This window comes from Pseudomonas sp. P9_35, assembly GCF_034008205.1.
In the GTDB taxonomy this organism is placed as follows: domain Bacteria; phylum Pseudomonadota; class Gammaproteobacteria; order Pseudomonadales; family Pseudomonadaceae; genus Aquipseudomonas; species Aquipseudomonas kilonensis.
The window spans coordinates 527,316-540,910 of the sequence record NZ_CP125373.1 but is presented as its reverse complement, the minus strand read 5'-3'; the positions used below and the strand labels follow the sequence as shown (position 1 = coordinate 540,910).

The following is a 13,595-nucleotide window of genomic DNA, read 5'->3' as shown; positions in this document are numbered from 1 at the left end:
ACACAATCACCCCAGTGCAATACGCCAAGGCACTGCCTGCAGCCACGGAGTGGCTGTAATGTCGGATCTGGCGCAAGCAAAAGTCCAGAGCGACCTGGACATCGCACCGTTGTTGTTGCCCGCACAGGTGTTGCGCAACGATGCCGAGGCCATCAAAGCCGCCCATGAACTGGCGCAGGTCGCCCGTCAGCAGGCCGCGCGTCGTGATCAGCAACGCAAGCTGCCCTGGGCAGAAATCGAGCAATTCACCCGCAGCGGGCTGGGCAGCATCGCCATTCCCCGGGAATACGGCGGCCCACAGGTTTCGTTCGTCACCCTGGCCGACGTGTTCGCGATCATTTCCGCCGCTGACCCGGCCCTCGGGCAGATCCCGCAAAACCAGTTCGGCGTGCTCCAGCTGATACTCGGCACCGGCACCGAACGGCAGAAAAAAATCCTCTTGCAGAGCGTGCTCGAAGGCTGGCGCATCGGCAACGCCGGGCCGGAACGCGGTACTCGCAATACCCTTGAGCTCAAGGCGCGGATCACCGCTGACGGTGACGGCTTTGTCATCAATGGTCAGAAGTTCTATTCCACCGGCGCACTGTTTGCCCATTGGGTCGCGGTCAAGGCGCTGAATGACGAAGGCCGCCAGGTGCTGGCGTTCGTGCGGCGCGGCACCCCGGGCCTGCGGATCGTCGACGACTGGTCAGGGTTCGGCCAGCGCACCACCGCCAGCGGCACCGTGCTGCTGAACAATGTCCGGGTGGAGGCCGACTTGGTCCTGGATAACTGGCGCATCAACGAAACACCCGGCGTGCAAGGTGCGATTTCCCAACTGATCCAGGCCGCCATCGATGCGGGTATCGCCCGTGGCGCCATCGACGATGCCATCGCCTTTGTGCGTGAACGGGCCCGGCCCTGGATCGACGCCAAGGTCGACCGAGCCAGTGACGACCTCTACGTGATCGCCGACATTGGCAAACTGAAAATCGAACTGCACGCCGCCGAAGCCTTGCTGCGCAAGGCCGGACAGGTGCTGGACCAGGTCAGTGCCGCCCCCATCACGGCGCAATCGTCCGCCCGCGCCTCGATTGCCGTGGCCGAGGCCAAAGTGCTCACCACCGAGATCGCCCTGCAAGCCAGCGAAAAACTCTTCGAGCTGGCCGGCAGCCGCGCCACCCTCGCCGAATTCAACCTCGATCGCCATTGGCGCAACGCACGGGTCCACACCCTGCACGACCCGGTGCGCTGGAAGTATCACGCGGTAGGCGCCTACCACCTGAACGGCACCTTGCCGGCCCGCCATTCCTGGATCTGACGACCCGACCTCTGGAGCAGTACATGACGTTTTCTCAACACGTCGCGGTGATCACCAGCGATGAACAAGCCCTGATCGTGGCCAGCGACCTGGCCGATGACTTCAAGCGCGACAGCGCCCTGCGCGACCGCGAGCGACGCTTGCCGTACCCGGAACTGGAGGCCTTCTCCCGCTCTGGCCTGTGGGGCATCAGCGTGCCCAAGGCCTATGGCGGTGCCGGTGTTTCCAACGTCACCTTGGCCAAAGTCATCGCGCTGATTTCGCAGGCCGACGGCTCGCTGGGGCAGATCCCGCAAAATCATTTCTACGCCCTGGAAGTGCTGCGGGTAAACGGCACTGAAGCGCAAAAACAACGCCTATACGCCGAAGTGCTCGCCGGCCAGCGCTTTGGTAACGCCCTGGCCGAACTTGGCACCAAGACTGCCCATGACCGCATCACCCAACTGCGCCGCGACGACGAGGGCTATCGCATCAACGGTCGCAAGTTCTACGCCACGGGCGCGATCTACGCCCAGCGCATCCCCACCTCGGTGGTGGACGAAAACGGCGTGCAACAACTGGCGTTCGTCCCTCGCAACAGCCAAGGCCTGACGGTGATCGACGACTGGAGCGGTTTTGGCCAGCGCACCACGGGCAGTGGTTCGGTGGTGTTCGAAGACGTGTATGTCGCCGCCGCCGACATCGTGCCCTTCCAGAGCGCCTTCGAACGTCCCACACCGGTTGGGCCGCTGGCGCAGATTCTTCACGCCGCCATCGACACCGGCATCGCCCGCGCCGCCTATGAAGACGCCCTGCATTTTGTCCGCAATAAAACCCGCCCCTGGATCGACGCCACCAGCGACGTCGCCACCGAAGACCCGCACACTATCAAGAGTTTCGGTCAACTGAGCATCCGCCTGCACGCCGCCGAAGCCCTGTTGGAACGTGCCGGTGAGTTTCTCGACCGGGCCCAGGCCGACACCCGGGCCGACACGGTCGCCGCCGCCTCGATTGCCGTGGCCGAAGCCCGTGCCATCAGCACCGAAATTTCCCTGGCCGCCAGCAGCACGCTGTTCGAATTGGCCGGCAGCCAGGCGACCCTGGCCGAACATGGCCTCGACCGTCACTGGCGCAACGCCCGGGTGCACACCCTGCATGACCCGGTGCGCTGGAAATACCACGCGATAGGCAACTTCTACCTCAATGATGAAAAACCGCCGCTGCGGGGGACCATCTGATGGCGGCTGGCAAGAAAAAGATCCTGCTCAACGCGTTCAACATGAACTGCATCGGGCACATCAATCACGGCCTGTGGACCCATCCCCAGGACACCTCGACCCAGTTCAACACGATCGAATACTGGACCGCCCTGGCGCAATTGCTCGAACGCGGACTGTTCGACGGGCTGTTCATCGCCGACATCGTCGGGGTCTACGACGTGTACCAACAGTCGGTGGACGTCACGCTCAAGGAGTCGATCCAACTGCCGGTCAACGACCCGTTGCTGCTGGTGTCCGCGATGGCCGCCGTGACGAAAAACCTCGGCTTCGGCCTCACCGCCAACCTGACCTACGAACCGCCCTACCTGTTCGCCCGACGCATGAGCACCCTCGACCACCTGAGTCGCGGTCGGGTCGGCTGGAACATCGTCACCGGCTACCTGGACAGCGCCGCCAAGGCCATGGGCCTGACCGCGCAGGTCGAGCACGACCGCCGCTACGACCAGGCCGACGAATACCTGCAAGTGCTCTACAAACTGTGGGAAGGCAGTTGGGAAAACGACGCGGTGCTCAACGACCGCGAGCAGCGGATCTATGCCCGGCCAGAAAAAGTGCACAAGGTCCGGCACCAGGGCGAGTTCTACCAGGTCGAGGGTTATCACCTGTGCGAGCCGTCGCCCCAGCGCACGCCGGTGCTGTTCCAGGCCGGCAGTTCCGAGCGCGGCCTGCTGTTCGCCGGGCGGCATGCCGAGTGCGTGTTCATCAGCGGCCAGAACAAACCGGCGACCAAGGCCCAGGTGGACAAGGTCCGCGCCAGCGCCGTAGAGGCCGGGCGCAACCCCGGGGACATCAAGGTGTTCATGGGCCTGAACGTGATCGTCGGCGAGACCGAGGCGGCCGCCTGGGCCAAGCATGCCGAGTACCTGAGCTATGCCAGCGCCGAGGCCGGCGTGGCGCATTTCTCCGCGTCGACGGGCATCGATTTTTCCCAGTACGAACTGGACGAACCGATCCAGTATGTCAAGAGCAACGCCATCCAGTCCGCCACCAAGACCTTGCAGAACAACGACTGGACCCGGCGCAAATTGCTCGAGCAACACGCCCTGGGCGGTCGCTATATCACGGTGGTCGGCTCGCCCGAACAGGTGGCCGATGAGCTGGAGTCCTGGATCGGCGAAACCGGCCTCGATGGCTTCAACCTGACCCGCATCGTCACGCCGCAAAGCTACGTGGACTTCATCGACCTGGTGATCCCCGAGTTGCAGCGACGCGGCTCGTACAAGACCGAATACGACAACGGCACCCTGCGCGAAAAACTGTTTCACGCAGAGGCCCATCTACCCAAGCAACACACCGGTTCGACTTACCGGCACTGACCCTGGGGCTACCGACAATGTCCCTGTGGGAACAAGGCACTGTGGGAGCAAAGCTTGCTCGCGATGCAGACACCTCGTTTTCTGAGAGACCGCATCAATTTCATCGCGGGCAAGCCTTGCTCCCACATAGCTCTGTTCGCCAAAAAATATGCACCTCCCCCTAAATGACTGGAATACCCGACATGACCAAGCACTTCCTGACTCTGCCAGTCAAAACCCTGGCCCTGGCCCTCGGCCTGTTCAGCTCGGCGCTGTTTGCCGCCGACGCACCGTTGAAAATCGGCACCACCGCGGCGTTCGCCATTCCCCTGGAGGCCGCAGTGGAAGAGGCCAGCAAGCAAGGCTTGAAGGTCGAGTTGGTAGAGTTCAGCGACTGGATCGCGCCCAACGTCAGCCTGGCCTCCGGCGATATCGACGTGAATTACTTCCAGCACATCCCGTTCCTGGAAAATGCCAAGGCCGCCGCCGGGTTCGATCTGGTGCCGTTTGCGCCGGGGATCATCAACAACGTCGGCCTCTATTCGAAAAAATACAAAAGCTTCGACGAACTGCCAGAAGGCGCCAGCGTCGCCATTGCCAACGACCCGATCAACAGCGGTCGCGGCCTGCAACTGTTGGCCAAGGCCGGGCTGATCAGCCTCAAGCCAGGCGTCGGCTACAAGGCCACCGAAGACGACATCGTCGCCAACCCGAAGAAGCTCAAGATCCTGCAGGTCGAAGCCGTGCAGTTGGTGCGCGCTTATGAAGACGCCGACCTGGTGCAGGGTTATCCCGCCTACATCCGCCTGGCCAAGACCTTCGATGCCAGCTCCGCCTTGCTGTTCGACGGCCTCGATCACAAGGAATACGTGATTCAGTTCGTGATCCAGCCCAAGAGCAAGAACGATCCACGGCTGATCAAGTTCGTCGACATCTACCAACACTCGCCAGCCGTGCGCGCCGCCCTGGACAAGGCCCATGGCAAGCTCTACCAAGCCGGCTGGGAAAGCTGACATGAACGCCGTCAACGCTCGACTTCGACAAGAAGTCCCCACGCTCCAGAGCGCCGACCAGACCGAACTGCATCCGGAGCTCAACCGTGCCCATGTGCGCTTCATCGGCCTGGGCAAGACCTACAACGGCGCCCAGGGTCCGGTGGCCGCGCTGCAAGGCATCGACCTGGCGATCCAGCGCGGCAAGGTGTTCGGCATCATCGGCCGCAGCGGCGCCGGCAAGTCGTCGCTGATCCGCACCATCAACCGCCTCGAACAACCCACCAGTGGCCGGGTGTTGATCGATCAGATAGACATCGGCGAGTTCGATGAAGACCGCCTGGTGGAACTGCGCCGGCGCATCGGCATGATCTTCCAGCACTTCAACCTGATGTCGGCCAAGACCGTGTGGCAGAACGTTGAACTGCCGCTGAAAGTCGCCGGCGTGCCCAAGGAGCAGCGTCAGCAGAAAGTTCGCGAGCTGCTGGAACTGGTGGGCCTGCAAGGCAAGCACAAGGCCTATCCGGCGCAACTTTCGGGCGGGCAGAAACAGCGGGTGGGGATTGCCCGGGCGCTGGTGCATGACCCGCAGATTTTGTTGTGCGATGAAGCCACTTCGGCCCTGGACCCGGAAACCACCCAATCGATCCTCGGTTTGCTGCGTGAGATCAATCAGCGCCTGGGCCTGACCATCGTGTTGATCACCCATGAAATGGCGGTGATTCGCGAAGTCTGCGACCGGGTGGTGGTGCTCGAACAGGGGCGGATCGTCGAACAGGGGCCGGTCTGGGAAGTGTTTGGCAACCCGCAACACGAGGTCAGTCGAACACTGCTGGCACCGTTGCAACACGCGATACCGGAAGAACTGCAAAACCGCTTGCAGGTGCAGCCGGCATCGGCGGATGCCGCCACTGTGCTACGCCTGCAATTCACCGGCATAGATCGTGAAGAGCCGGATCTCGCCGCTTTGTTCAGCGCCCTCGGTGGACGGGTGCGGCTGCTGCACGGCGGCATCGAGCGAATTCAGGGCCACGGGCTGGGGCAATTGCTACTGGCCGTGAGCGGTTCGTCGTGGGGCGCCGAGGAGCTGCGGCAACGGGCGGGCAATTGGGCCCAAAGTGTGGAGGTGCTGGGTTATGTGGTTTGATCGGTTGTTGCAGGGTTTCATCGACACGTTCCTGATGGTCGGCGTGTCGTCGCTGATCGCGCTGTTGGCGGGCATCCCGCTGGCGGTGATCCTGGTGACCAGCGGCAAGGGCGGGATCTATGAAGCGCCGGTCTTGAACCGGGCCCTGGGCGCCTTCGTGAACCTGTTCCGCTCGATACCGTTCCTGATTCTGATGGTGGCGTTGATCCCGTTCACCCGGCTGATCGTCGGCACCACCTATGGCGTCTGGGCCGCGGTAGTACCACTGACCATCGCCGCCACGCCGTTCTTTGCCCGCATCGCCGAAGTCAGCCTGCGGGAGGTCGACCATGGCCTGATCGAAGCGGCCCAGGCCATGGGTTGCCGGCGCAGGCACATTGTCTGGCATGTGTTGCTGCCCGAAGCGCTGCCGGGCATCGTCGGCGGTTTTACCATCACCTTGGTGACCATGATCAACTCTTCGGCCATGGCCGGAGCGATCGGCGCCGGCGGCCTGGGCGACATCGCCTACCGGTACGGCTACCAGCGATTCGACAGCCAGATCATGCTCACGGTGATCGTGCTGCTGGTGGCGTTGGTGGCGGTGATCCAGTTGGGCGGCGACCGCTTGTCACGCGGCTTGAACAAGCGCTGACCGGGGGAGCAGTTGACCTGTGGGAGAAGTTGATCTGTGGGAGAAGTTGATCTGTGGGAGCAAAGCTTGCTCGCGATAGCAGTACTCCATCCAACATGGATGCCAACTGGACGACCGCAATCGCGAGCAAGCTTTGCTCCCACAGGCAGATCAGCGGGCTTGCGGTATAGTCACCTGACGCTCCCCACTCAAGCCCCCAATCATGAAACACACCACCGAAGACCTGCACGCCATCACCGCCACGACCCTGGGCCATTACAACGCCGTGGCAGAAAGCTTTCGCGAAGGTACCCGCGATCACGATGTCAGCCAGAACATCGACGCCTTGCTGCGCCATATCCAGGGCCAGGCACCGCTGCACATCCTGGATTTGGGCTGCGGTCCGGGGCGCGACCTGCGCACATTCACGGCCATGGGCCATGTCGCGGTCGGCCTCGACGGTTCAGAAGCGTTTGCCCGGATGGCGCGCCAGGACAGCGGCTGTGAGGTGTGGCAACAGGACTTCCTGGAACTCGACCTGCCGGCCGAGCGTTTTGACGGGATTTTCGCCAACGCGGTGCTGTTTCATGTGCCTGTCCAGGAACTGCCTCGGGTGCTCAAGCAACTGCACGCCACGCTCAAGCCCGGCGGCGTGCTGTTCAGCTCAAACCCACGGGGCGAAAACCAGGAGGGCTGGAACGGCCAGCGCTTCGGCGCCTACCACGACCTCGCGGCCTGGCGCACGCTGCTTGGCGACGCCGGCTTCGTCGAACTGGAGCATTACTACCGACCGGCTGGGCTGCCGCGGGAACAACAGCCTTGGTTGGCGAGTGTCTGGCGTAAACCTTGAAGACCAATCCCTCGTAGGAGCTGGCGAAGCCTGCGATCTTTTGATCTTCGCTTGAGATTCAAGCGTCCTTGGAAAGATCGCAGCCTCGTTGCACTCGTCAGCTCCTACCGACCCAACCACTTCTGCGACAACTTCTCCAACCGTCCGTCATCCTTGATACGCGTCAGGGCGTTGTCCAGGCTGGCCTTGAACGCCGGATTGCCCTTCTGGAACGGAATCACCAGGCTCGGCGCCGGTTCGCTCTTTTTTTCTGGCTGGAATGACTGCGCCATGACCAGCGGGCGTGGCGTCTCATCCTTGCTCGCCAGCAGTTGTGCATCCGGATGGCTGTAAACGGCGCTGGTGTCGAAACGTTCCGCCAGTTCCGGGGTCATTGCTATGTGGTTGATGGCGACGTCGTACTTGCCGCTCTCCACACCGCTCATCAGGTCCCCGGCATCGGTGACCACGAAGTCGGGGCGTACATCGAGCTCACCGGCAAGCATTTCGCCCAGTTCCACTTCGAAACCGGTGAGTTTGCCGTCTTCCTTGAAGTTGAAGGGCGCGGTGTTGGCCTCGAGGGCAATGCGCAGTTCGCCACGGTCATTGATGTCATCGATCAGTTCGGCATGAGCCAGGGGACTCAAAAGGGGTAGCAGGCAAATCAGGCCAGGCAGAAAGCGCATGGTCACTCCTTTGTATTTATACAAGCGACGCTCGTTTCAGGCTCGCTTTGCTATGGTTGTTGCAGGCTTCGACAACGATTGGTCATGAAGTTGTCATGGCCAGGCGGATTTCATGGAAAAACTGGAGAAAAAAATGAAAAGCTTTATGTCTCGTGCTGCGTTGGCCGGCCTGTTACTGGGCGCTTCAATGCTGGCAAGCGCCGCGACGCCTGCGCCCGAAGGTGCAGAAGTGTTCATCGTTTCCCCCGCAGACGGCGCCACCGTCGCCCAGGAATTCACGGTCAAGTTCGGCGTCAAGGATATCGCCCTGGCCCCGGCCGGCGATGTGACCAAGAATACCGGCCATCACCATTTGCTCATCGATGTCGACAAACTGCCTGCCGCTGGCGCGCCGATTCCAAACGACGCCAACCACATGCACTTCGGCAAGGCACAAACCCAGGCCGATATTAAACTGGCCCCAGGCAAGCACACCTTGCAATTGATCCTGGGTGACAGCGGCCACATGCCGTTCGATCCGTCGATCGTGTCCGAGAAAATCACGGTGAATGTGAAATAACACGTACCGGCTGACGCAACACAAACACCCACAAAATTCATGTTTGTCAGGCAAAAAAAAACGGGAGCCCCTTGCGAGGCTCCCGTTTTTTTATTGCAAGCCAGGCTAGCTTAGAACAACACGCGGCAACGAATGGTGCCGTTGATGTGCTGCAGCTTCTCTTGCGCCAGGTCCGAGTATTCGGCGTCGACGTCGATCACGACGTAGCCGACTTTCTCGTTGGTCTGCAGGAACTGACCGGAAATGTTGATACCGTTTTCGGCGAAGACCTTGTTGATCTCGCTCATCACACCCGGGATGTTTTCGTGGATGTGCAGCAAACGGTGCTTGCCAGGGTGTGCCGGCAGAGCCACTTCCGGGAAGTTCACGGACGATACCGAAGTACCGTTGTCGCTGTACTTGACCAGTTTTTCCGCCACTTCCAGACCGATGTTGGCCTGGGCTTCAGCGGTGGAACCGCCGATGTGCGGGGTCAGGATCACGTTGTCCAGGCCACGCAGCGGGCTTTCGAAGATGTCGTCGTTGGAGCGTGGCTCCACCGGGAACACGTCGATGGCGGCGCCGATCAGGTGCTTGTCCTTGATCGCGTCGGCCAGGGCGTCGAGCTTGACCACGGTGCCACGCGCGGCGTTGATCAGGATCCCGCCCTTCTTGATGGCACGGATTTCCTTCTCGCCGATCATCCACTGGGTGGCAGCGGTTTCCGGCACGTGAAGGGTCACGATGTCGGACATGCCCAGCAACTCGTGCAGGTTGTTGACCTGGGTAGCGTTGCCCAGGGGCAGTTTGGTCACGGTGTCGTAGAAGAACACCTGCATGCCAAGGCCTTCAGCCAGTACCGACAATTGGGTGCCGATCGAGCCGTAACCGACGATACCCAGCTTCTTGCCGCGGATTTCGAAGGAGTTGGCCGCGCTCTTGATCCAGCCGCCACGGTGGCAGGAAGCGTTCTTCTCAGGGATGCCGCGCAGCAGCAGGATCGCTTCGGCCAGCACCAGTTCGGCAACGGAACGGGTGTTGGAGTACGGCGCGTTGAACACCGCGATGCCGCGCTCGCGCGCCGCATTGAGGTCAACCTGGTTGGTGCCGATGCAGAAGCAGCCGACCGCCACCAGTTTCTTGGCGTGGTCGAAGATCTCTTCGGTCAATTGAGTACGGGAGCGAATGCCGATGAAGTGAGCATCGGCGATCTTTTCCTTGAGCTGGGCTTCCGGCAGAGAACTGGTGATGTACTCGATGCTGGTGTAGCCCGCCGACTTGAGGACGTCGACAGCCGATTGGTGGACGCCTTCGAGAAGAAGGAACTTGATCTTGCTCTTATCGAGAGAAGTCTTGCTCATCTGCGTAAACCTGTGTCCCGGAGAAAAATGGCAGGGAATCGGACAGCGCATGCTGGCCCGACCGGCGTGACAGCCGTCGCCGCAGAACAGCCGTTGGGCACTACGCTGCGGGGTCGGTATGCTAGCATATGCACCCCGCTAAACACTCATTCCTGCGACGTGAAGCGTTCTCAGGATGACCATGAATTGTTCGAGAGTTCTGTCGATGACCAATCCTGCCGTGATAGATGAGCTGAAGACCCTGGTTGAGCCTGGCAAGGTCTTGACCGATGCCGACTCCCTGAACGCTTACGGCAAGGATTGGACCAAGCATTTTGCCCCTGCGCCTTCGGCCATCGTCTTTCCCAAGACCACCGAGCAAGTCCAGGCCATCGTGCGCTGGGCCAACGCGCACAAAATCGCGCTGGTGCCATCGGGCGGACGTACCGGGCTTTCCGCCGCAGCCGTGGCGGCCAACGGCGAAGTGGTCGTGTCGTTCGACTACATGAACCAGGTGCTCGACGTGAACCTCACCGACCGCACCGCGGTCTGCCAGCCTGGCGTGGTCACCAAACAACTGCAGAACAAGGCCGAAGAACATGGCCTGTACTATCCGGTAGACTTCGCTTCGGCCGGTTCCAGCCAGATTGGCGGCAATATCGGCACCAATGCCGGCGGGATCAAGGTCATTCGCTACGGCATGACCCGCAACTGGGTAGCGGGCATGAAGGTTGTCACCGGCAAGGGTGACCTGCTGGAGCTGAACAAGGACCTGATCAAGAACGCCACCGGCTACGACTTGCGGCAGCTGTTCATCGGCGCCGAGGGCACCCTGGGCTTCGTGGTCGAGGCCACCATGCGCCTGGACCGTGCGCCGAAAAACCTCACCGCCATGGTGCTCGGCACACCGGACTTCGATTCGATCATGCCGGTGCTGCACGCCTTCCAGGGCAAGCTGGACCTGACCGCCTTCGAATTTTTCTCCGACAAGGCCCTGGCCAAGATCCTCGGTCGCGGCGACGTGCCGGCACCGTTCGAAACCGAGTGCCCGTTCTACGCGCTGCTGGAATTCGAAGCCACCACTGAAGAAGTCGCCAATCACGCCCTGGAAACCTTCGAGCATTGCGTGGAGCAAGGCTGGGTGCTGGACGGCGTGATGAGCCAGAGCGAAACCCAACTGCAGAACCTGTGGAAGCTGCGCGAATACATCTCCGAAACCATCTCCCACTGGACGCCGTACAAGAACGACATCTCGGTGACTGTCTCCAAGGTTCCGGGTTTCTTGCGGGAAATCGACGCGATCGTCGGCGAACACTACCCGGACTTCGAAATCGTCTGGTTCGGCCACATCGGCGACGGCAACCTGCACCTGAACATCCTCAAGCCGGAAAACCTGAGCAAGGATGAGTTCTTCGCCAAGTGCGCGACCGTGAACAAATGGGTCTTTGAAACCGTCGAGAAGTACAACGGCTCGATTTCCGCCGAACACGGCGTGGGCATGACCAAGCGCGACTACCTGACCTATAGTCGTTCACCTGTGGAAATCGAGTACATGAAAGCGGTGAAGGCGGTATTCGACCCGAACGGCATCATGAACCCGGGCAAGATTTTCGCGATTTGACGCCTAAAAACACCTGATGAATCCCAGAAGCAGGAGTCGGTAATGAGCTATCAGCACCAGTATGTCGACGGTACGCGTATTCATTTCCCGGTAGGGAAAGTGGTGTGCATTGGCCGCAACTACGCCGAACATGCAAAGGAACTGGATAACCCGGTACCCACCGAACCCTTGCTGTTCATCAAGCCGGGCAGTTGCGTGGTGCCGCTGGAAGGCGGTTTCAGCATTCCTGCCGACCGTGGCTCGGTGCACTACGAGGCGGAAATCGCCGTGCTGATCGGCAAGCCGCTGTCCACCAAGCCCAGCGTTGAAGAAGTACTGGACGCGATCTCCGGCTTCGCCCCGGCCCTGGACCTGACCCTGCGGGACAAGCAGGCCGAGCTCAAGGCCAAGGGCCTGCCGTGGGAAGTGGCCAAGTCCTTCGACGGCGCGGCGGTGCTCGCACCGTTCGTGTCGAGCGGCACCTTTGCCGACCTGACCGACATCCCCGTTCGCCTGACCATCAACGGTGAAGTGCGCCAGGACGGCAACAGCAGCCTGATGCTCAACCCCATCGTGCCGATGATCCAGTACATGGCCGGCTGCTTCTCGCTGCAGGCCGGCGACGTGATCCTCAGCGGCACCCCGGCAGGCGTCGGGCCGCTGAATGCAGGCGATGAGCTGGTACTGGAGTTGCCGGGGGCGAGCCGCTTCGAAAGCAGCGTTCGTTAACGGTTAAACCTGTGCTCCCCTGTGGGAGCGAGCTTGCTCGCGATGAGGCCATCACATCCAACATTGATGTTGGCTGACACACCGCTATCGCGAGCAAGCTCGCTCCCACAGGGGACGGATGGAGGCCTGTCCCGCCATTTACCGTTTTTTTCACATGCCATCCGGATAATTCCGGGGAATGCGGCATCTGAGCCAGCCACTCCCCTAGCCGAATTTTCTGGAACGCATTCCCCGATGGCCAAAACCCAAGCACTGTCTGCCGCCAAACCCGCCCGCCGCTCCCGCTTCGCCCTGCCCTGGTATGCCTGGTCGCTGCTGGCGGTGGCCGCCGCCTATGGCCTGGCGTTTGCGATGCATTGGGACGACCGCGGCCTGCTTTGGCTATCGGAACACTTCCAGAGCCCAGCCGAGCGCCAGGCGAGCATCTGGCTGCCGGACTACCAAGCCGTGATCGACGCCAAGCCGCTACCCGGCATGGAGAAGGACGAGGCGTCCGATGTGACCTACAACCCGCAGACCAAGACGCTGTTCGCCGTCATGGGCAAGAACCCGTTCCTGGTGGAACTGACCCTGCAAGGCGATGCGCTGCGCAAAATGCCGTTGGTGGGTTGGAGCAACCCCGAGGGCGTGGCTTATATGGAAAACGGCCTGCTGGCTATCACCGACGAACGCAATCACACGTTGACCATCGTCCACGTTGGTGCCGATACCCGCGAACTTAACAACGCCGACTTCCCCCACTATGACCTCGGCCCATCCAAGAACCAGAACAAAGGCTTCGAAGCGATCGTCTGGGACCCGCGCAACCAGCAACTGGTGCTTGGGGAGGAACGCCCGCCGGCGCTGTTCACCTGGAAAAGCGATGGTAGCCAATTGCTCAAGGGCGACAAGCAAATCCATGTCAACAATGAACTGGACCTGCGCAACCTCTCGGCACTGGCGATCGATCCCCGCACCGGTCACATGCTGGTGCTTTCGGCCGACTCCCATCTGCTGCTGGAACTGGACGAAAAAGGCGAGCAGGTCAGCTTCATGACCTTGCTGGGCGGCTTCAACGGCTTGAAAGACACAATCCCTCGTGCCGAAGGCGTCACCGTCGATGAGGCCGGCAATCTGTACATGGTCAGCGAACCGAATCTGTTCTATCGTTTCGAAAAACAGCGCTGACAGTACTAACTCTGTAGGATAAATCCTCCTTCGTTGTAGGGTGTGGCACACAGCCATTAAGCTTCAGTTCAGGCAGCCGTGGTATTTCCACGCACCTGTT

General features: G+C 61.1%; 13 protein-coding genes. 11 read left to right on the top strand and 2 right to left on the bottom strand.

Translation table 11 applies throughout. The annotated features are described in order from the left end of the window. Nucleotides 1–58: 58 nt before the first annotated feature. The 7 genes from QMK47_RS02335 to QMK47_RS02305 all read left to right on the top strand — a co-directional run bounded on the left by QMK47_RS02335 (nt 59) and on the right by QMK47_RS02305 (nt 7,456). Nucleotides 59–1,300: an SfnB family sulfur acquisition oxidoreductase gene (locus QMK47_RS02335; protein ID WP_253470904.1), complete on the top strand. Its 1,242-nt coding sequence runs from the start codon at nt 59–61 to the stop codon at nt 1,298–1,300. Between the two features lie 23 nt (nt 1,301–1,323). Next, a complete protein-coding gene (locus QMK47_RS02330) occupies nt 1,324–2,517 on the top strand; it encodes an SfnB family sulfur acquisition oxidoreductase (RefSeq protein WP_320389754.1) in 1,194 nt (397 codons plus the stop codon). Next, nucleotides 2,517–3,875, top strand: coding sequence for an LLM class flavin-dependent oxidoreductase (locus QMK47_RS02325; RefSeq protein ID WP_253470900.1), 1,359 nt, complete (start codon nt 2,517–2,519; stop codon nt 3,873–3,875). The genes QMK47_RS02330 and QMK47_RS02325 overlap by 1 nt, the downstream gene beginning before the upstream one ends. Before the next feature lie 182 nt (nt 3,876–4,057). Then, nucleotides 4,058–4,867: a MetQ/NlpA family ABC transporter substrate-binding protein gene (locus QMK47_RS02320; RefSeq protein WP_253470898.1), complete on the top strand. Its 810-nt coding sequence runs from the start codon at nt 4,058–4,060 to the stop codon at nt 4,865–4,867. Between the two features lies 1 nt (nt 4,868). After that, the gene (locus QMK47_RS02315; protein WP_320389753.1) at nt 4,869–5,993 is read left to right on the top strand and encodes a methionine ABC transporter ATP-binding protein; all 1,125 of its coding nucleotides are present in this window, start codon (nt 4,869–4,871) and stop codon (nt 5,991–5,993) included. Then, complete coding sequence (locus QMK47_RS02310; RefSeq protein WP_320389752.1) at nt 5,983–6,627, top strand: methionine ABC transporter permease; 645 nt, start codon at nt 5,983–5,985, stop codon at nt 6,625–6,627. The genes QMK47_RS02315 and QMK47_RS02310 overlap by 11 nt, the downstream gene beginning before the upstream one ends. 202 nt (nt 6,628–6,829) lie before the next feature. Continuing rightward, nucleotides 6,830–7,456, top strand: a complete 627-nt coding sequence (locus QMK47_RS02305; RefSeq protein ID WP_253470894.1) for a class I SAM-dependent methyltransferase — start codon at nt 6,830–6,832, stop codon at nt 7,454–7,456. Between the two features lie 104 nt (nt 7,457–7,560). On the opposite strand, the gene QMK47_RS02300 is transcribed toward QMK47_RS02305, so the two are convergent. Then, nucleotides 7,561–8,121 carry a transporter substrate-binding domain-containing protein gene (locus QMK47_RS02300; protein ID WP_214511002.1) on the bottom strand — a complete coding sequence of 187 codons (561 nt, stop codon included), beginning with the start codon at nt 8,119–8,121 and terminating at the stop codon, nt 7,561–7,563. 133 nt (nt 8,122–8,254) lie between these two features. On the opposite strand from QMK47_RS02300, the gene QMK47_RS02295 reads away from it, so the two are divergent. After that, the gene (locus QMK47_RS02295) at nt 8,255–8,680 is read left to right on the top strand and encodes a DUF4399 domain-containing protein (protein ID WP_253470892.1); all 426 of its coding nucleotides are present in this window, start codon (nt 8,255–8,257) and stop codon (nt 8,678–8,680) included. 110 nt (nt 8,681–8,790) lie between these two features. Here QMK47_RS02295 and serA read toward each other — a convergent pair whose 3' ends face one another. Beyond that, nucleotides 8,791–10,020 (bottom strand): phosphoglycerate dehydrogenase, encoded by a 1,230-nt coding sequence (gene serA, locus QMK47_RS02290; protein WP_003186856.1) that lies wholly within the window; start codon nt 10,018–10,020, stop codon nt 8,791–8,793. 205 nt (nt 10,021–10,225) lie between these two features. On the opposite strand from serA, the gene QMK47_RS02285 reads away from it, so the two are divergent. The 3 genes from QMK47_RS02285 (at nt 10,226) to QMK47_RS02275 (ending at nt 13,495) form a co-directional block, all read left to right on the top strand. Further along, nucleotides 10,226–11,620 carry an FAD-binding oxidoreductase gene (locus QMK47_RS02285; RefSeq protein WP_214511004.1) on the top strand — a complete coding sequence of 465 codons (1,395 nt, stop codon included), beginning with the start codon at nt 10,226–10,228 and terminating at the stop codon, nt 11,618–11,620. Between the two features lie 42 nt (nt 11,621–11,662). Next, nucleotides 11,663–12,328, top strand: coding sequence for a fumarylacetoacetate hydrolase family protein (locus QMK47_RS02280; RefSeq protein WP_214511005.1), 666 nt, complete (start codon nt 11,663–11,665; stop codon nt 12,326–12,328). A gap of 234 nt (nt 12,329–12,562) precedes the next feature. Next, nucleotides 12,563–13,495, top strand: coding sequence for an SdiA-regulated domain-containing protein (locus QMK47_RS02275; protein WP_320389751.1), 933 nt, complete (start codon nt 12,563–12,565; stop codon nt 13,493–13,495). Nucleotides 13,496–13,595 lie beyond the last annotated feature (100 nt).